The organism is Nitritalea halalkaliphila LW7, assembly GCF_000265075.1.
Classification (GTDB): Bacteria; Bacteroidota; Bacteroidia; order Cytophagales; family Cyclobacteriaceae; genus Nitritalea; species Nitritalea halalkaliphila.
Genome location: NZ_AJYA01000002.1, coordinates 107,419 through 126,386, shown reverse-complemented (window position 1 = coordinate 126,386; position 18,968 = coordinate 107,419). Strand labels below are relative to the sequence as shown.

Here is an 18,968-nt window from a genome sequence, read left to right as displayed (position 1 = left end):
GGCGTAACATTGGTCCAGTTCGCTCCATTATCCCGTGAAACATGCACCAGGCCATCATCGGATCCTGCCCACAGAATACCACGCTGAACAGGAGATTCTGCTGCCGCAAAGATCGTGGAGTAGTACTCTACCGAGGTGTTGTCCTTCGTGATAGGACCTCCAGAAGGCCCTGCTTGTCTTTCGCATCACGTGTTAGGTCTGGGCTAAAGGTTTCCCATGACTGCCCGCCATTCGTAGAGCGATGGAAGCGGTCAGAAGTGGTGTAGAGCACCTTCGGATCATGATGCGAGAAGAAGATAGGGAAATTCCACTGGAAGCGGTACTTCATGTCTTCGGCGCCATGGCCCATCGGATTATCTGGGTAAACGTTCACATTTCGTCTGGCTCCAGTGGCATGGTTTTTCATCTGAAGAAGTCCACCGTAATTTCCTCCATAGACGATATCGTTATTCGTAGGGTCTACTGCTAACCAGCCACTTTCACTCCCTGCACTGACCTCCCAGTCGTCTTCAGTGATACCGAAGCCATCGTTACGGTGGCTAATACGCATGGTCGAGTTGTCCTGCTGTGCACCGTAAATGCGATAAGGGAAGTGATCGTCCGTAGTCACACGGTAAAACTGTGCCGTGGGCTGGTTCATATAGGTGGACCAAGAAGTTCCCCCATCGAAGGTAACTTGCGCACCTCCATCGTCAGCGATGATCATCCGCTTAGGATCTACTGGGTCGATCCATAGGTCGTGGTGATCTCCGTGAGGGGCATTAGCGCCCTTAAAGGTTTTACCGCCATCCGTGGACTTATGGTAGCTCACATTCATGACATAGACAGTATTCTCGTCTTGTGTATCGGCATAAATTCGCGTGTAGTACCAAGCGCGCTGTCTGAGATTACGGTCATCATTCGTCTTCTCCCAGGTCGCGCCTGCATCATTGGAAACGAAGACGCCCCCGTCTAAATTTTCGATGATCGCGTACAGCCTATTCGAGTTTACTGGCGAGACAGTGATGCCCATAATTCCTAAAAGTCCCTTCGGCAGGCCAGGGTTTCTGGAAATTTCTGTCCAGTTTTTTCCTCCATCTGTACTTTTAAACATTTTACTTCCTGGGCCGCCGCTTTCCAAGCTATAGGGAGTACGCTGCACCTGCCAAGAGGTCGCATACATCACCTCAGGATTTTTCGGATCCAAGATAAGGTCTACTGCGCCGGACTTCTCATCTACGAAAAGTACACGCTCCCAAGTGTCGCCCCCATTAGTAGACTTGTAGACTCCGCGCTCCGGAGTGGGCTTGAATAAGTCACCCATAACGGCCGCATAGACGATATCAGGATTAGTAGGGTGCACACGTACACGGGAAATGAAGCGACTATCTTCTAGGCCTTTTGGTTCCCAAGTTTTACCGGCATCTGTACTTTTAAACATACCGTATCCATAGGAAACATTTCCCCGTACTGTCTTTTCTCCACCACCGACGTAGATGATATTCGGATCCGACTCTGCCACTGTGACAGCCCGATACTCCCTCCGAAAACCCATCGGATATATTTTTCCAGGTGTTACCACCATCGAGTGTTTTCCACACCCCGCCACCGGTCGCTCCAAAGTAGAACGTGTTACGCTCACTGGCCACACCGGCTACCGCTGCTGATCTACCCCCTCTGTGGGGGCCTACATTCCGCCACTGTACGGCATCATAAACTTTTTCATCGAACGTCTGCGCGTAACTGTTCTGATCAAAACAAAACAGCACACCCAGAAGCACGAACAGGGATAATATTCTCTTCATAGCTTTAGGGTTATTATTTGTTTGGAATTTACTAGAACGAGCGCGTATAAGCAGCATAAAAATGACCATTGGTAAAAAAACGTTATGAAAAAACCAGCCCGGGCGGGGGCTGGTCTTTTTTAGGGATTTACTTGTGCGATTCCTTTACTGCACCTTATCGTACACCTTTTCCAAGTGTGGGATGCCACTTTCCATCCATGCAGGGGCTTCTTTTTCCATTAAATAATAATCGAAGTATTCCTTCATGCGTGTCAAGAAGTCCTTCTGATTCGCCTCGTTGGTCAAATGGTGCCCTTCATTTGGATAACTCAGGAAAATCACCTCTTTGCCCATACGGCGCGCAGCATTAAAGAGCTCTAGACCCTGTGCCCAGTCTACCGCGCCATCCGCAGTGCCATGTAGGATCAAGAAAGGGGTCTTAATATTCGGAATATGCGCCATAGGATTTTCACGCATGTAAGCTTCACGATGTGTCCAGGGGGTTACGCCGTTCCCCATACGCACCTGCCCGATTTCCATAATGCCATGATGCACAGTACCCGTGCTCGCGTAGAGGTTGTTATAAAAGCTCTCTAAATTTGTCGGCGGCGCACCGGTCACGATACAGCGAAACATGTCGGTCTGCGTCAAAATAAAGGAAGTCTGGTATCCACTCCAGCTATGTCCCTGCAAACCGATTTTCTCTGGGTCCGCATAGCCTAAATCAATCAGTTTCTGCGCAGCGCTGGTGATATTATCTAACGCACTAGTCCCTGGACGGCCTTCCTCGAAAACCTGATCCGGCATAAACACCATGTAGCCATTACTCGCATAATACGACATATGCGGACGATCATCATACACTGGCATGGAATACTGATGATGCCTGTCAGACATCTTCTCGTAGAAATAAATAATCGTCGGATACTGCTTGCCCTCCTCGTAGTTGGCTGGCAAGGTCAATGTCCCCTGAAGCTTATCGCCACGCTTATTTTCAAAGTCCACCAACTTCCGAGAACCCCAAGCATAGTTTTCCTGCTGTGGGTTCGAGCGTGTCAGCTGCTGCATGTTCTTAAACTGCATATCCGTCATGTGATAATCAGGCGCTTGCTCGAACGTTTGGCGCGTAAGCAGGAGAACGTCCGCACGCGTGGCTTTCATCGGGCGGCCAAAGAGCGCGTCCTCCATGAGCAGCGGAGTCGGTGCCCCCTTATCCGTGAGACGATAGAAGCCTGCCTTCTTGGTCCACTCCCCATAAGCCGTCAGGTAGGCACCCTTTTTTAGATCCACATAATCCTCTTCAGGATCTAAATCGAGCAGACGAAAGCGAATTTCTTCTTGATCTCCGATTTGGGTAATGTTTTGAACCGACTTCCCATCGAGTGAAACCCGATACAGATCGTATTTATGATTCAGGATGACGGAGCGCATGTCCTTAGTCCATCCGGCTACGCCAAAGGGCGGGTTTTCATGCGGATAAGGATGCTCCATGTCCATGAAATTCACCTGCGTATTGGCCGTTAGATTTACTTTTTTATCCGTCTCTAAATCGTAGAGCATGATGGCAGAATCTTTCTGATACAAGTAATACCTGCCATCTGGAGAGCCCTGCAACGCACGAGTGACAAAGGATTCGAATAACTTGGCCTCCCCAGTCTCCGCATCCACACGGTACAGATCTGCAGGCGAAATACCCCAATTGATATCACTGATATACGGCTGATCGTTTCTACCCACAAAGTACCTGTTGTGCCGAGAGGGCAGCACCACGTCCATGTCCGTTTGCGCCAAGCGCGTAAAGCTCTCCTTATCCGGATTAAAAAGCGCGGAATAGGTCTTGTTTCTATTCCGATTCGCACGCACGATCTGAACAGATTGTATGTAATCGTCTTTCCAGTGCCATACATCCACATTCGGTATAGTATCTTTATCGCCTTTCAGCACAGGCTCTTGTTCCTTTATACCGAGCCAAACGCTCTTGCCATCTGCCATGAAGCGAACAGAGGCCTTATCGCTTATCACATGTCCTTCGGGAAAGCCCGTCGCAGAGGTGGTCAAGCTGCGGAGCTGCGGATTTCCACTGCCGATGCCGGACACTACGTGTAGGGTGCGGGGCGTTTGCGTCAGCGAATCCACCTTTGTACCCTTTAAAAAAGCCAGGCGATCCCCTTTTTTCATCCATTCGGAGCGCTTCGTGCCCGCATCATTCCAGGTGAGCTGCACATATTCCTCCTTCGAAGCGTCTAACGTACGTGTCTGCGCATCGCTAAGACGCAGGAGGTAAGCTCCATTTCCGAGTCCATCCCGAGCATCCACGAGGTAGGCCAAGTGGGTACCTTTGTTGTTCAGCGCATACTCGGTCACATTTCCGATCACAGTGGCCGTCCCTGCAGCGATGTCATAGACGACCAAGTCACTGCCTTTATGTGTGGTTTTATCGCTATCGTCCTTCGCACGCTTTACCATCCAGAAGCGCTCATCCGGTGAGAAGGCCATGGAAACGGCTGCCTCCACTTCGAAGCGGGTTTCTCCATCAGCGGAGGCTAAAAACGCTTTTTGAAGGACGGGTTTACGCGCGCGGCGCAATTCTTTCGTCTTTTTCTGGTCTGGCTTGGTGAAATAGGCGAAGAAATTGGCATTCGCACTGAAGGCCGCATTGAGGCCGTTTGGGATCGTTTTTATACGTTCACCATTTACTTGACGGATGTGCAGCGTATCATCTGCGCCATTTGGGCGCAAACTATACGCGAAGAGTTTCCCATCTTCAGAGAGAGTGGGCGCCACCACTCGGGACCATTCGGGGTAATTTTCTAAGGAAAGCACCTTTTTTTTCTTGCGCATGTGCCGACACTGCGGCGGTGAAGAGCAAGCAAAAAAGCGGCACTACATAACGTATCGTTAGCTTCATATGACTTGAATTTAGTCTGTAAGCTATAAAAAATCCGATAGGAATGGATTCTCTCTTATATCAGTGGTAAAATAGTCCAAAGAAGGGACTGCCCTCCACGCGAACGAGCGAAAAATGGATAAAAAAAATCGGTATCCGCTAAGCGAATACCGACTCATGTTTTGTCTGCGAAATGCTTATGCTTCTACAGGAAGTACACTTACGTAAGACTTGCCGTCAAATTTCTTTTTGAAAGCAACCTTACCATCAGCTAAAGCGAATAGTGTGTGGTCTTTACCTACACCTACATTTTCGCCAGCGTGATGCTTCGTGCCACGCTGTCTTACGATGATGTTACCAGCGATAACAGCCTCGCCACCAAATTTTTTCACACCCAGTCTTTTGGAATGGGACTCTCTTCCGTTTTTGGAACTACCGACACCTTTCTTGTGAGCCATAATGTTTTACGTTTATGAGTCGAAACTCTTAAAGTGAAATGTTTTCGATTAATACTTTGGTATAATCCTGTCTGTGACCGTTTTTCTTCTTATACCCTTTTCTTCTCTTTTTCTTGAAGACAATAACTTTATCTCCACGGACATGGTCTAATACTTTACCAGTCACCTTCGCTCCTGCGATAGTAGGAGCACCTAATGAGATCGTTCCATTGTCATCAGCCAATAGTACCTCATCAAATTCCACTGAAGCGCCAGCGTCTACTGCCAATTTAGGGGCGTAAACATACTGATCTTTCGTTACTTTGAACTGCTTCCCAGCGATGTTAACAATTGCGTACATAAATTACGTGCTTAGATTTATACCAAATAGTCCGCAAAGATAAGGATTTTTTCTGATAAGCAGAAAAGTACTTAAAAAATAATGTCTTACGCAGAACGCTGGACCTACTGCGCTGCACCCTTGAGCTGACGCCCTCATGTCAATTTTTGACCAATAGTCAAAAAATTACCTGTTTTTTCGCCATTTTTTGCAAAGGAAAAATTTCACTTTTTTTCACGCCTTAATTTTCAGCGCTAAAGATGCATGTGTTACTTTACTTATACCTTATTTATTTACTGATTTATAGTGGTTTATGTTAATTAACCATCCGTTCATTTTTCGCTGTTTTCAAGCCTTTAGCCACTTGGTTTTCACCGAGAATTCCGTAATATTTGTCTTAAACAATCCTTTTGGGGACCTGTTGGAAAGTGTAAGAACGGTAAATGAAATCAAAAAAGGGTACAAAAGACATGCAAAATCAAGAGCCAATACTTCAGGACAATGGAAATCGATTCGTTCTTTTTCCTATACAACATAACGACATCTGGCAGTTTTATAAAAAAGCGGAGGCCAGCTTCTGGACTGCAGAAGAAATCGACCTGAGCCAGGATTTAAATGACTGGAAAAACCTAACAGATGGCGAGCGCCACTTTATCTCACACATCCTCGCCTTCTTTGCGGCTAGCGATGGTATCGTAAATGAAAACCTTGCCGAACACTTCGTATCTGAAGTGCAGTACACGGAGGCTAAGTTCTTCTATGGTTTCCAGATCGCGATGGAAAACATCCATTCGGAAACGTACAGCTTGCTGATCGACACTTACATTAAAAATGCGCAGGAAAGAGATTATCTGTTAAACGCAATCGAAACGATCCCTTGCGTACAAAAAAAGGCTGACTGGGCACTTCGCTGGATTGATAATGGAAGCTTCCAAGAAAGGCTTATCGCCTTCGCGGCCGTAGAGGGCATATTCTTCTCCGGCTCCTTCTGTTCCCTCTTCTGGTTAAAGAAAAGAGGCCTGATGCCTGGGCTTACCTTCTCGAATGAGCTTATTTCACGCGATGAAGGGCTGCACTGCGACTTCGCTTGTCACCTCTACACCAAGCATGTGGTGAACCAGCTTCCAAAAGAGACCGTGAAGAAAATTATCATGGATGCGGTAGCAATAGAAAAAGAGTTTGTGACAGACGCTTTACCCGTACGTCTCATCGGCATGAACGCCGACCTGATGTGCCAGTACATCGAATTCGTAGCGGATCGTCTCTTGCTCGAACTAGGAAACGAGCGCGTATGGGGTTCCTCGAATCCGTTTGATTTTATGGACATGATTTCCCTGCCGGGCAAAACGAATTTCTTCGAGAAGCGGGTTGGTGATTATCAGAAGGCGGGTGTAATGAAGAAAGAAGACACTTCAGATAAGCCTAAATTTGCAATAGGAGAAGACTTTTAATCACCTAAAAAACAACACAAATAGTATATGCTAGTAGTAAAAAGAGATGGGCGCCGAGAATCCGTCCGCTTCGATAAAATAACAGCCCGTATAGAAAACCTCTGTACCGGATTAGATAGACGCTATATCCAACCGATAGAAGTTGCGAAAAAAGTAATCGACGGCCTTTATGACGGCGTAACGACAACCGAACTGGATAACCTAGCGGCGGAAATTTGTGCCTCACTCACGGTGAAGCACCCAGAATACGCCACTTTGGCGGCGCGCATCGCGATTTCTAACTTGCATAAAACCACCAGCAGCAGCTTCTCGAATACCATGAAGCGCCTGTATACGTACATCAACCCAGTGACGGGGCAGAACGCTGCGCTCATCGCTCCAGATGTCTATGGCGTGATCAAGGCGAATGCTGCGAAACTAGACGAAGCGATCGACTATGAGCGCGATTTCGGCTACGATTACTTTGGTTTTAAAACCTTAGAGCGGAGTTATCTTATCAAGTTAGACGGAAAAGTGGTGGAGCGTCCGCAGCACATGCTGATGCGTGTGGCCGTGGGTATTCACAAAGAAAACTTGGAAGCCGTCATCGAAACCTATAACCTACTCTCTGAGCGCTGGTTTACGCATGCTACCCCTACCCTTTTCAATGCAGGCACTCCGAAGCCTCAGCTTTCCAGCTGCTTCTTACTCGCGATGAAAGACGACAGCATCGATGGCATCTACGATACGCTTAAAAACTGTGCGAAAATTTCTCAGTCGGCCGGCGGAATCGGTCTCTCTATCCATAATGTCCGCGCGAAGGGATCGTACATCCGCGGCACAAATGGTGTTTCTAATGGGATCGTGCCGATGCTCAGAAATTTTGACATGACGGCACGCTATGTGGATCAGGGGGGCGGTAAGCGCAAGGGTAGCTTCGCCATCTATTTGGAGCTTGGCATGCTGATGTAAAAGACTTCCTGGACTTGAAAAAGAACCACGGGAAAGAAGAAATGCGTGCACGGGACCTTTTCTACGCCATGTGGATCCCCGATCTCTTTATGAAGCGTGTAGAAGCGAATGAGGAATGGTCCCTATTCTGCCCGAATGAATGCCCTGGACTTTCGGACTGTTATGGCGATGAGTTCGAACGCCTATACGAAAAGTACGAGAGAGAAGGGCGTGCACGTGAAAAAGTGAAAGCGCAAGACCTCTGGTTTGAGATCCTCGAATCCCAGATCGAAACAGGCACCCCTTATATGCTGTATAAGGACGCCGCGAACCAAAAATCGAATCAAAAAAATCTAGGGACGATTAAGTCTTCCAACCTCTGTACCGAAATCATGGAGTACACTGCTCCAGATGAGGTCGCAGTATGTAATTTGGCCTCTATTGCCCTCCCGAAATTTGTGCGAAGCACAGCCGATGGCAAAAAGACCTTCGATCATCAGAAATTATACGAAATCACTAAGGTGATCACGCGTAATCTCAACAAGGTAATCGATGTCAATTATTATCCTATCGAGGAAGCCAAGCGCTCCAACTTCCGTCACCGTCCGATAGGACTGGGCGTTCAGGGGCTCGCAGACACGTTTATGCTCCTACGCATGCCTTTCGATTCGGAAGAAGCTCGTGGACTAAATGAAGATATCTTCGAAACCATTTACTACGGAGCTATGGAAGCCTCCATGGAACTGGCAAAGGTGGAAGGCACCTATGAAACCTACGAAGGCTCCCCTATTTCTGAGGGTAAGTTCCAGTTTGACCTTTGGGGTAAAACCCCAAAATCAGGGCGCTGGAACTGGGAAGATCTCCGCGAACGTGTAATGAAATTTGGTGTGCGCAACAGCCTTCTAGTGGCACCTATGCCGACGGCTTCTACCTCTCAGATTTTAGGAAATAACGAGTGCTTCGAGCCTTACACGTCCAATATTTACACGCGAAGAACCCTTTCGGGCGAGTTCATTGTCGTCAACAAGCACCTGCTGAAAGACTTGATTCGGCTGAATCTGTGGAACGACACGATGAAAAACAAGCTGATCGCAGCGAATGGCTCGGTTCAGAACATCGCCAGCATCCCGCAGCATATTAAGGACCTCTACAAGACGGTTTGGGAAATTTCCCAGAAGGTGATTATCGACATGGCAGCAGACCGTGGTGCTTACATCTGTCAGTCTCAAAGCATGAACCTCTTCCTACAGGATCCAAACTTCGGAAAACTAACCTCCATGCACTTTTATGCTTGGAAAAGTGGCCTAAAGACAGGTATGTACTACCTACGTTCTCAAGCAGCCGCTAGCGCCATTCAGTTTACTGTCGATAAGACTTCGCTGAAGGAAGACGAAGAGCTCCTCGCCCAAAAGCAGGAAGCCATCGCCTGTTCTCTGGACAATCCGGATGACTGCGAGATGTGTGGCTCTTAATAATTAGAGATAGTAGTACTAAATTCTAGCATATAGATCAGAAAAGTGTCGTTACGTAAACGGCACTTTTTTTTTTGCGCCCCGGCGCAAAGGGGAAAGCCCTTCACTCCGACACGGGGTCAGAGGAAGGGCTTTCTGGCATTGCCTTCATGGCGCTGGGTACACCTGGGGCAAAATGTAGCACTCTTCGCTGATGGGGCCTGCTAATTAATTCCCATAATTGGGGTTTTGAACCATATTAGGGTTAGAGAGCAGCTCATCACGAGGGATCGGAAGGATTTGTTTCCAAGGCTGGTCCAGGCTAACAGGAGCTGAGGAGTTCACACGATTTACAGAGGACAGTACGGTCAAGGCGCGGTTTGTACGCACCAGGTCAAAGAAGGTATGTCCTTCGAAAGCCAGCTCAAATCGTCTTTGCTTTTCGATTTCTAAGAGCACTGCTTCCGCCGTCATGGCACCACTGTAATCTGCTACCCCTGCGCGGTTACGAATTTTATTGACATCCGCTACAGCCGCACTCACGTTTCCTGTGCGCGCTAGAGCCTCAGCGCGGATAAGATACATTTCAGCGATTCGAATAAGATGCGCGTTATCGATGTTCCCAGGTTTTTGATACTTCGTAGGAAAACTTACATTCTGAATAGGATCAAAACCGAACATAGTTCCTCTGATGTCGTCCGGATTCGCTTTAATAGAAGCCAAGAAGTCATTATTTACAGCTAACTCGCCACGACCACCCTGTGCGCCAGGAAAGTACCAAAAGCGAAGCCCACTCTGATCTGCGGCGATAAAGTCAAGCTCAAAAATAGACTCGGAGCTGAAGTCGGTGGAGAATATGTTAAGATAATTGGATACTAGACTGTATTTTCCATCTGAAATCACATCGCTAGCGAAGGATGCTGCCTGCGGAAAATTCCCCATATACAGATGTAAGCGAGCCAGAAGGGCCCTGGCGGTTGCCTTCACAGCACGAGAGCGCGTAAACGAATTACTGCTCTGCTCTTCTGGAAGTAGCTGCAGGGCCAGTTCCAAATCCGCCTTTACCTGGTTATAACCATCCATTAGCGAAGGGCGAGAAGGGAAAAGACTTTCACCCACGCCACGAGAAGGTGTTAGCGGTAGCACTACACTGAGCTCACCGATAACGCCTGGTACGCCACCGAAGACCCGATTCAGATCGAAGAAAGCCAACCCTCGAACTAAATGCGCCTGACCGATGATGTTATCACGGCGAGAAGCAGCCATTTCGATATTAGGAACCTCAGCTATGATATTATTCGCTTGATTTACAGCACGATATGCAGCCGTATAAAAGTTAGTGAGCTCTAGGTTAGAAGCATCCAACTGATAGGTATCCATTTCCCGATAGAAATCCCATGTTCCCACACTCTGGGAAACATCCGCAGACACATCTGCGATAATCTGAAAGTTTCGGCCATAATAGGCTCCAGCCTGCAGCTGATGATACAGTCCGGCAAGTGCAGCATTTGCACTATTCTCATTCGTAAAAGCAGACTCATCGGAGATTTCTAACTCCGGGTCCTGGTTCAGCACATCACAGGAGCTTAAATAAAGCATGCCCCCTACAGCTACCGTGCTTAGTATATACTTAAATTTCATAGAAGTCAGGTTTAAAAGGTAATGTTAAATCCGGCCATGAAGACACGTGGCTGTGGCATCCCGAAAAAGTCCACACCCTGTGTAGTCGCTGTAGAAGCAGTGGAGTTCACCTCTGGATCCATTCCACTGTAATTCGTCCACGTCAAAACGTTCTGACCACTCACATAAACGCGCGCAGAGCTCATGCCTAACTTAGATGCGACACTGCCCGGTAACGTGTAACCGATCGAGATGTTTTTCAAGCGTAGGTACGAACCATCCTCCACAAAACGGGAAGGCCTTAAATTCGCCGCATAGTTCGCATTTGTCATCTTCGGAACCATCGTGATGTCTCCAGGCTGCTGCCATCTGTCTAACTGGCTGGCAAGGAAGTTCGTATTTCGCGTTCCGCCATGCTCTTGGAAGAATCGGTTCCAGAACAGCTGGTCATTTCCGTAAGAATACTGGAAGAAAATCACAGCATCGAAGTTCTTATAACGGAAGGTATTGGTAATACCGCCAAAGAAATCTGGCCATGCATTCCCTACGATGAAGCGGTCGATGTTAGGATCAAATTCTCGACCTTCTTCCATCGTTCTCCAGATCGGAGCACCTGTTTCAGGATTTACCCCAAGCTGCTCATGCATCCAGAACGAATACATCGGAATTCCCTCTTCCATTCGAATGATGTCTCGGTTATAAACCGGAATTGGCTGCGCTAGGCGCTTGATATTATTTCTGTTTTGCGCGATGTTAAAGTTGACATCCCAGGTAAAGTCTTTTGTGACTATAGGAGAACCCGCAATCATAAACTCAAACCCCTTATTCTCCATAGCACCGAAGTTCTGGAAGATGCTGGTAAATCCGCTGGAGCGTGGTACGGGGACAGCTAAAAGTAAGTCTGTCGTCTGCTTGTCGTAATACTCTAATACCACTGTCATGCGGTCATTAAACATGGATAAATCTACCCCAATATTAAACTGGGCTGTACGCTCCCAGCGCAGATCTGGGTTCGCAAGCTGGGAAGGCTCCGTACCCGGTGTGATGGTGTAGTTGGCACCCCCTCTCCACAAGCCTCTGGACTGGAAATCATTAATCCCGTTTTGGTTACCTGTAACCCCATAACTAGAACGTAATTTTAGATCAGAAACCAGCTTACCCTTTGTAAAGAAGGCTTCCTCCGAAATTCTCCAGCCTACAGCAGCAGAAGGGAATGTCCCCCAGCGATTCGCCGCACCAAATCGGGAGCTACCATCTCTTCGCATATTTACTGTAAAGAGATACTTTTTATCCAAACTATAATTAACACGCGTAAAGAAAGAAGAGATTCCCCAAGCACTACCGCTCGAAGAGGAGGTCTGCACAGCAGCAGAAGCGATTCTTCTAAAGTCATTCGATGGGAACTGTTGTCCGAATGCCGATGTACGCTCGAAAGTAGACTCCTGAAGTGTGTTTCCTAAAAGAATACTTAAGTCATGGCGTCCGCCAAAGTTGGTCTGATAATTCAATACGTTCTCCTGGATCCAGTTGTCATTCACAGTAACGATGGAAGAAGCATCACCATTAACCGCTGCACCCGCATTTAACAGGGTGTTGATGTAGCGGTCTTCTTTAATGTTATTATAATCCACCGAGAAGGTAGAACGTAGCGTTAACCCAGGGAAAAACTCGAACTCTCCGTAAACAGTAGCCAAGACACGATTCGTCACCATAGAGATATCATTCTCATTTACTACAGCGATCGGGTTTTCGAAAATGCTGAACTTCGTATAGCTACCATCCTCTTGGAAAGGGGGAAGGTTCGAAGGGAAGAAGTGAGCACCACCTAAAGCACCCGCGATATTATCGTCATTCGTCACTCGATTCCGAATATTACGGGAGTATAAAATACTCGTTCCTACTTTTATTCTGTCGGAGACGAAGGCGTCTAAGTTTAAGCGTCCCGTTCTACGTGAAAAGTCGGATGGGGCGATAATCCCCTGCTGATCGAAATCATTCGCTGAAACGAGATACCGGATTTGATCATTCCCTCCAGAAACTGAAACATCGAAATTACGAATCGGCGCATCACGGAATACCAGCTCCCCATAGTTCGTGCTATGTGCGTTTTCTGGATTCGCATAAATCGGTTGTCCTCCATTATTCACAGCGGCCTCATTACGTAGCATCTCGAAGGTAGGCCCATCTACTAAATCAGGAAGCCTCCACGCACTCTGCGTACCTACATAGGAGCCTATGCTCACCTTTGCTTTCTGGCTTTTACCGCGCTTGGTTGTGATAAGTACCACACCATTCGCCGCACGCGCACCATAAATCGCTGTGGCAGAAGCATCTTTCAGAATTTCGATCGACTCGATGTCCGCAGGGTTAATATCCGCCATCGAGTTAGCCGTGCTACCCCCTAAGCCGATCGCAGACTGGTTCCCCGATACGATCGGTATCCCATCCACTACATATAAAGGATCATTATCCGCATTAATCGAAGTAGATCCTCGCACACGTACGAACATACCACCACCTGGGGTTCCTGAGTTCGCCGAAACGAGAACACCAGGTGCACGCCCCTGCATCATCTGATCCGTACTCGGCATCGGCAGATTTTCGATGTCCTTCGCGCTTACAGAGGATATCGAAGAAGTAAGCGTCTTTCTGTCCTGCTCACCGTAACCCACGATCACCACTTCACTTAACTGACGCACATCTTCATTTAAGGTAACATCTAAGGTGCTTCGCGATCCTGCCGCAATCTCTTGTGCCTGATAACCGATGTAGGAAAACACTAAAATGGCCTCCGGTCCAGGCACATTAATCGTAAATTTACCGTCTAAATCTGTGACGGTACCTGTGGTGCTGCCCTTTACTTGGACACTAACACCGGGAATGGGCTCCTTGTCGTCACCCGAAATCACAACGCCGCTCACGCTCCGCTGCTGTGCTTCCACAAAATGAAAGCACAACAGGAAGAGCAGCAATAAGGGGATAAAGCTTTTCTTCATAAGATATGTAGATTATTTGTACTGGTTGGTAATGAATCTACCAAAAAATATTTTTCTCTACTCGGATTTATCGAAGAGCGGCCTTTTCGATTGATTAATGGCTAAAAAATGATTTTAACTATTCTATTAAAACGAATAAAAAACTACTAAGCACTTAAAAAAACAACCCTCAACCAAACATTATATGGCTAAACCGGCCTTTGCTTAAAACTTATAGAAAACCTACATTAAATTGAACTTATTTCTACTTTACCGATGCCTGTAGGCTTTCTGAAAATATTCCTGTAAAATAATCCCGCGCATGCAGTAAGCGACTGCCGTACCAGGAAAAAAGCTCCCCATCGACGATGATGACTTTGGCCCCGGGGGCCAAAAAACGGAACTCCTCCACATGCTTTTCCTTAAATGGAAAGGGCTCCGAGCTTAAAAAAATATACTCTGGCGCCAGCGCCTTCAGCTCAGGCAGCTGCACCTCGGGATAGCGCTCCTGCTGGATCACATTTTCGAAACCCAGCTCCGTGAGCATTTCATGAATGAAAGTACCCCTTCCCGCAACCATGTGCGGGTTCCTCCAAATAAAATAGGCCACCCGACCCGAAAAGCGCGGCCACTGCAGCCGCTGGGCGCGAAGCTGCGTCACTAGTGCTTCAGCGCGCTCCTCAGCCCCAGTCACTGCTCCGATTCCCTGCATCATCCGGAAACTATCCTCCAGGGTCACGATATCACTCATCCAGACAGGATACTTTTCTGCCAGGGCTTGAATACCTTCGCGCTCATTTTCTTCTTTATTACCGATTATAAGATCGGGTGCTAAGGCCTGAATCTGCTCCATCCGGTACTGCTTCGTGCCCCCTACTAGGGTGCAAGACTTCTTTAAGCCCGCAGGATGCACACAAAATTTAGTAACCCCTACCAGGCGATCACGGAGTCCGAGATCCACTAAAAGCTCCGTCTGCGAAGGAACTAAAGAAATGATTCTTTTCGGGAAGTCGGACAGGGAGATCGACCTGCCCATCATATCCGTAACGTGTAGCATGGTAGGGGGAATAAATGAGTTTATTTGATGTAACGAAAATCGAAGGATGGATCGAAATCCACCAGAAAGTCATGCATCAGCTGGATGACATCCTCGATGTCCTGCTTGCTGGCGGTCTCCACCGTGGTATGCATGTACTTCAGCGGCAGAGAGATCAGCGCAGCAGGAACACCCTCATTACTATAGGCGAAGGCATCAGTATCTGTGCCTGTACTTCTGCTGGCCGCGGCGCGCTGAAAAGAAATGCCAGAACGCTTCGCCTGGTCGATTAGCAGGTCGAGCAGCTTTTTATGCACCGCCGCCCCATAGGTGAGCACAGGCCCTTTTCCAGCGACCTGCTCTCCGCTCTCGATTTTATTATACATCGGCGCCGTAGTATCATGGCAAACATCAGTAATAAGCGCTACCTGTGGCTTAATTCGGGCCGCTATCATTTGCGCTCCGCGCAAACCGATCTCCTCCTGCACTGCATTTACCACATAAAGACCGAAGGGAAGCTGCTTCCCCGCGCTCCGAATGCGACGGAGCACCTCGGCGATCATGTAACCGCCTATCCGGTTATCCAAAGCACGGCCGGTGTAAAAAGCACCATTCAGCTCGCTCAGCTGGTCTTTAAAGGTAATGACGCAGCCCACGTGGACGCCCATTTCCTCGACTTCCTCCTTCGAGCGAGCGCCTACATCGATAAAGATAGACTGCTGTGTGGGTGCTTCCTCCTTACCAGACTTGCGTACATGAATAGCGGGCCAGCCGAATACACCGTCCACGACCCCTTTATCGGTATGGATATTAACACGCATAGAGGGAGCGATCATGTGATCAGAGCCTCCATTTCTACGTACGTAAATATACCCCTCAGGCGTGATGTAGTGCACGAACCAAGAAATCTCATCGGCATGCGCCTCGATCACTACCTTAAAAGGGTGGTCCGGATTAAGTACGCCCACCGCTGTACCGTACTGGTCGGTGAAATAACTGTCTACATGCGGCTTGATGTAGTCGAGCCAAATGGCCTGACCGCTGGCTTCAAATCCTGTAGGAGAAGCCGTGTTTAAATACTGAAATAAAAATTCTTTCGATGTCATCGTATGCTGTTTACTCTTTTACATAACGCGTAAGCGGTGGCGGAGTTCCTGCCGCCTGGCTTTTAGCATGCCTGCCTCAGTACTCGAACGAACCTAAGGAGTATCCCTGCATCTACATGCACGCAAAAAGCCGAAGGTAGGCTTACCTCCGGCTTCATCCGCTTCGGTACACAGGGCTGCGGACCTGAGCATGGCGTTTCAGGTCTGCGGCTGTCCCGAAACCTTACAAAGGAATATTTCCGTGCTTCTTTTTCGGAAGCTGATCCACCTTGTTTTCGAGCATCTTAAAGCCACGGATAAGTTTCTCGCGCGTTTCTGCCGGCATGATTACCTCATCGATAAACCCGCGGTGTGCAGCACGGTACGGATTCGCGAATTTCGCCGTGTACTCATCTACTTTTTCCTGCAGCTTCGCCTCAGGGTCTTCTGCCTCCGCGATCTCACGCTTGAAGATAATTTCAGCAGCACCTTTAGCACCCATAACAGCGATCTCAGCTGTAGGCCAAGCAAAGTTCAAGTCTGCACCGATGTGCTTCGAGTTCATCACATCATAAGCACCCCCATACGCTTTCCGTGTAATCACCGTAATACGTGGCACGGTGGCCTCGGAGAAAGCATACAGTAGCTTAGCTCCATTCGTAATGATCCCGTTCCACTCTTGGTCTGTCCCTGGTAAGAAGCCCGGCACATCTACTAATACGAGCAGAGGAACATTAAAGCTATCACAAAAGCGCACAAAACGGGCAGCCTTCACCGATGCATCGTTATCGAGAACGCCTGCCATAGCCTGTGGCTGATTCCCTACGATACCGATGCTACGCCCTGCGATACGCGCGAAGCCCACCACGATATTTTCCGCATAATCTTTATGCACTTCGAAGAAAGACTCCTCATCCACGATGCCGGCGATCACCTCACGCATGTCATACGGCGTGTTCGGATTATCCGGAATAAGGGTATCTAATACCTCCCTGCGCTCAGAGGCCAGCATCTCATACGGATACACGGGCGCATCGTCCTCGCAGTTTTGTGGAATATAGCTCAGTAATTTTTTAATATGCTGAATCGCAGCTAGTTCGTTTGCGCAGGCAAAATGCGTTACGCCAGACTTAGAACTATGCGCACTGGCACCACCCAGTTCCTCTGCCGTAACTGTTTCCTGCGTCACGGTTTTTACTACGTTAGGCCCAGTCACGAACATGTAGGAGGTATTCTCCACCATTAAAATAAAGTCCGTAATCGCAGGCGAATACACTGCCCCACCAGCACATGGCCCCATGATGGCAGAAATCTGCGGAATCACCCCTGAGGCAAGCGTATTCCGGTAAAAAATATCCGCATAACCTCCTAAAGAAACCACACCCTCTTGGATTCGAGCCCCTCCAGAATCATTAAGACCGATAACAGGAGCACCATTCTTCATGGCCATATCCATAATTTTGCAGATTTTCTCTGCATGAGTTTCAGATAGAGAGCCCCCAAAGACAGTAAAATCCTGAGAAAACACATACGTCAGACGACCGTTTACCTCCCCATAACCCACGACCACACCGTCTCCTAAATAATGTGTTTTATCTAATCCGAAATCTTTCGCACGATGCATCACGAACTTATCGATCTCCTGGAAGTGCCTTCATCCATCAGTAAATGAATACGTTCGCGCGCAGTAAGCTTGCCTTTTTTTATGCTGCGCCGCGATACGCTCCTCGCCACCCCCTAAAAGTGCTTCCGCATTTTTTTTCTTCAGTAGCTCTATTTTCTCTTGGTTACTGGGTAAAGTATAAACACCTTTCGTCTGACTATCCATATACTAACGATTTAAATTTACCAAATATAAGCAGCAAAAGATACCGCCTAAAACTTTTACTGCCAAAAGAATGATAAATTGCAATAGTTCGTGGCATTTTTTATACATACGGCAAAAGCTATGGAATAACTACCTATATTCGCGCAGGGAAAAAAAATCTACATAATGAGCTTCTCCAAAGCCGCCATTATCGATCTGGGAACGAATACCTTCCACCTGCTCATCGTCGAGCTCCTTGAGCAGCAGCACTTTCGCACGGTATACAAAGAAAAAATTCCAGTTAAACTGGGCGAGGGTGGTATTTCTAAAAACATCCTCAGCGAGGCTGCCATGAAAAGGGGGCTGCACACCCTCCAGCATTTCGCCCAGCTGCTAGCAGCCGAAGAAGTGACGCATCTACAGGTTTTCGGCACCAGTGCCCTTAGAAATGCACGCAATAGCGGGGATTTTTTGCTACAAGTACGCCAGCGCTTTGGTTTTGACATCCAAATTATAGACGGCGACACGGAAGCCCTACTCATCTATGAGGGGATCCGCCTCTCTGGCGCTCTAAAAGGAGAACGCGCACTCATGATGGATATAGGCGGTGGCTCGGTGGAGTTTATCATCGGTAGCGAAGAGCGTGTGGACTGGAAACAGAGCTTTGAAATCGGCGGACAGCGCCTGATGGATCGCTTTCACCAACCCGAGGCGCGTCTACTTCCCAGCGAACAGCAAGACCTGCACTGCTACCTCCAGGAGGCTTTGCTCCCTCTAGCCGAAGCCATCCAGCACTATCAGCCCAAAAGACTGGTAGGGGCTTCCGGAACCTTCGACACCCTGCACGACATGGACCGCGCCGCCGCAGCTAAGGGCCAGCCCCATAAGCGAGAAAAATACTTGACACATGCGCTCCCCCTCGAACGCTACCAGAAAATGGCTAAAAAGATCCTGGAAAGTGATCGCGAGGCACGCCTGCAACTACCCGGTATGATTCCCATGCGTGCTGATATGATCGTGGTAGCCATTTGCCTCATCGACCATATCCTCACCCTACTCCCTGAAGCCCCGATCACCTGCACCAGCTATGCCCTTAAAGAGGGTGCTGTAGCACGTATATTTAATTCCACCCTTATTTCTTGACGCGCGGGGCGCAAAGAATTGCCCGATTTTTGCGCCATGCGCC

The 18,968-nt window shown here is 48.2% G+C and carries 10 protein-coding genes and 2 pseudogenes; 3 read left to right on the top strand and 9 right to left on the bottom strand.

The window, feature by feature from the left end:
- Positions 1–127 precede the first annotated feature (127 nt).
- The 4 genes from A3SI_RS21955 to rplU form a co-directional block, all read right to left on the bottom strand.
- The gene (locus tag A3SI_RS21955) at positions 128–1,564 is read right to left on the bottom strand and encodes a WD40/YVTN/BNR-like repeat-containing protein (protein WP_009053240.1); all 1,437 of its coding nucleotides are present in this window, start codon (positions 1,562–1,564) and stop codon (positions 128–130) included.
- 364 nt (positions 1,565–1,928) lie between these two features.
- Positions 1,929–4,604 (bottom strand): prolyl oligopeptidase family serine peptidase, encoded by a 2,676-nt coding sequence (locus tag A3SI_RS01120; RefSeq protein WP_009053239.1) that lies wholly within the window; start codon positions 4,602–4,604, stop codon positions 1,929–1,931.
- 243 nt (positions 4,605–4,847) lie between these two features.
- Positions 4,848–5,108 (bottom strand): 50S ribosomal protein L27, encoded by a 261-nt coding sequence (rpmA, locus tag A3SI_RS01115; protein ID WP_009053238.1) that lies wholly within the window; start codon positions 5,106–5,108, stop codon positions 4,848–4,850.
- Between the two features lie 28 nt (positions 5,109–5,136).
- Positions 5,137–5,448, bottom strand: coding sequence for a 50S ribosomal protein L21 (gene rplU, locus A3SI_RS01110; protein WP_009053237.1), 312 nt, complete (start codon positions 5,446–5,448; stop codon positions 5,137–5,139).
- A gap of 449 nt (positions 5,449–5,897) precedes the next feature.
- Between rplU and A3SI_RS01105 the strand changes: the two genes are divergently transcribed.
- Entirely contained in the window at positions 5,898–6,878 is a 981-nt protein-coding gene (locus A3SI_RS01105) for a ribonucleotide-diphosphate reductase subunit beta (protein WP_009053236.1), read from the top strand.
- Positions 6,879–6,905: 27 nt separating this feature from the next.
- A pseudogene (locus A3SI_RS01100) lies at positions 6,906–9,280 on the top strand (ribonucleoside-diphosphate reductase subunit alpha).
- Between the two features lie 207 nt (positions 9,281–9,487).
- On the opposite strand, the gene A3SI_RS01095 reads toward A3SI_RS01100, so the two are convergent.
- From A3SI_RS01095 to A3SI_RS01075, 5 genes and pseudogenes are all read right to left on the bottom strand, one after another.
- Positions 9,488–10,900 carry a RagB/SusD family nutrient uptake outer membrane protein gene (locus tag A3SI_RS01095; RefSeq protein ID WP_009053235.1) on the bottom strand — a complete coding sequence of 471 codons (1,413 nt, stop codon included), beginning with the start codon at positions 10,898–10,900 and terminating at the stop codon, positions 9,488–9,490.
- An 11-nt stretch (positions 10,901–10,911) separates the two neighbouring features.
- Positions 10,912–13,875 carry a SusC/RagA family TonB-linked outer membrane protein gene (locus A3SI_RS01090; RefSeq protein ID WP_009053234.1) on the bottom strand — a complete coding sequence of 988 codons (2,964 nt, stop codon included), beginning with the start codon at positions 13,873–13,875 and terminating at the stop codon, positions 10,912–10,914.
- A gap of 244 nt (positions 13,876–14,119) precedes the next feature.
- The gene (locus tag A3SI_RS01085) at positions 14,120–14,911 is read right to left on the bottom strand and encodes an ABC transporter substrate-binding protein (protein ID WP_009053233.1); all 792 of its coding nucleotides are present in this window, start codon (positions 14,909–14,911) and stop codon (positions 14,120–14,122) included.
- Positions 14,912–14,931: 20 nt separating this feature from the next.
- Positions 14,932–15,996 (bottom strand): M20/M25/M40 family metallo-hydrolase, encoded by a 1,065-nt coding sequence (locus tag A3SI_RS01080; RefSeq protein ID WP_009053232.1) that lies wholly within the window; start codon positions 15,994–15,996, stop codon positions 14,932–14,934.
- A 223-nt stretch (positions 15,997–16,219) separates the two neighbouring features.
- A pseudogene (locus tag A3SI_RS01075) lies at positions 16,220–17,803 on the bottom strand (acyl-CoA carboxylase subunit beta).
- Between the two features lie 165 nt (positions 17,804–17,968).
- Between A3SI_RS01075 and A3SI_RS01070 the strand changes: the two are divergent.
- Positions 17,969–18,925 carry a Ppx/GppA phosphatase family protein gene (locus A3SI_RS01070; protein ID WP_009053229.1) on the top strand — a complete coding sequence of 319 codons (957 nt, stop codon included), beginning with the start codon at positions 17,969–17,971 and terminating at the stop codon, positions 18,923–18,925.
- The last annotated feature ends 43 nt before the right edge of the window (positions 18,926–18,968 follow it).

Coding starts and splice junctions, on each gene's coding strand:
- A3SI_RS01070 (WP_009053229.1), top strand. CDS start 17,969: ATGAGCTTCTCCAAAGCCGCCATTATCGATCTGGGAACGAATACCTTC.
- rpmA (WP_009053238.1), bottom strand. CDS start 5,108: ATGGCTCACAAGAAAGGTGTCGGTAGTTCCAAAAACGGAAGAGAGTCC.
- A3SI_RS01120 (WP_009053239.1), bottom strand. CDS start 4,604: ATGCGCAAGAAAAAAAAGGTGCTTTCCTTAGAAAATTACCCCGAATGG.
- A3SI_RS01105 (WP_009053236.1), top strand. CDS start 5,898: ATGCAAAATCAAGAGCCAATACTTCAGGACAATGGAAATCGATTCGTT.
- A3SI_RS01080 (WP_009053232.1), bottom strand. CDS start 15,996: ATGACATCGAAAGAATTTTTATTTCAGTATTTAAACACGGCTTCTCCT.
- rplU (WP_009053237.1), bottom strand. CDS start 5,448: ATGTACGCAATTGTTAACATCGCTGGGAAGCAGTTCAAAGTAACGAAA.
- A3SI_RS01085 (WP_009053233.1), bottom strand. CDS start 14,911: ATGCTACACGTTACGGATATGATGGGCAGGTCGATCTCCCTGTCCGAC.
- A3SI_RS21955 (WP_009053240.1), bottom strand. CDS start 1,564: ATGGTGGTAACACCTGGAAAAATATATCCGATGGGTTTTCGGAGGGAG.
- A3SI_RS01090 (WP_009053234.1), bottom strand. CDS start 13,875: ATGAAGAAAAGCTTTATCCCCTTATTGCTGCTCTTCCTGTTGTGCTTT.
- A3SI_RS01095 (WP_009053235.1), bottom strand. CDS start 10,900: ATGAAATTTAAGTATATACTAAGCACGGTAGCTGTAGGGGGCATGCTT.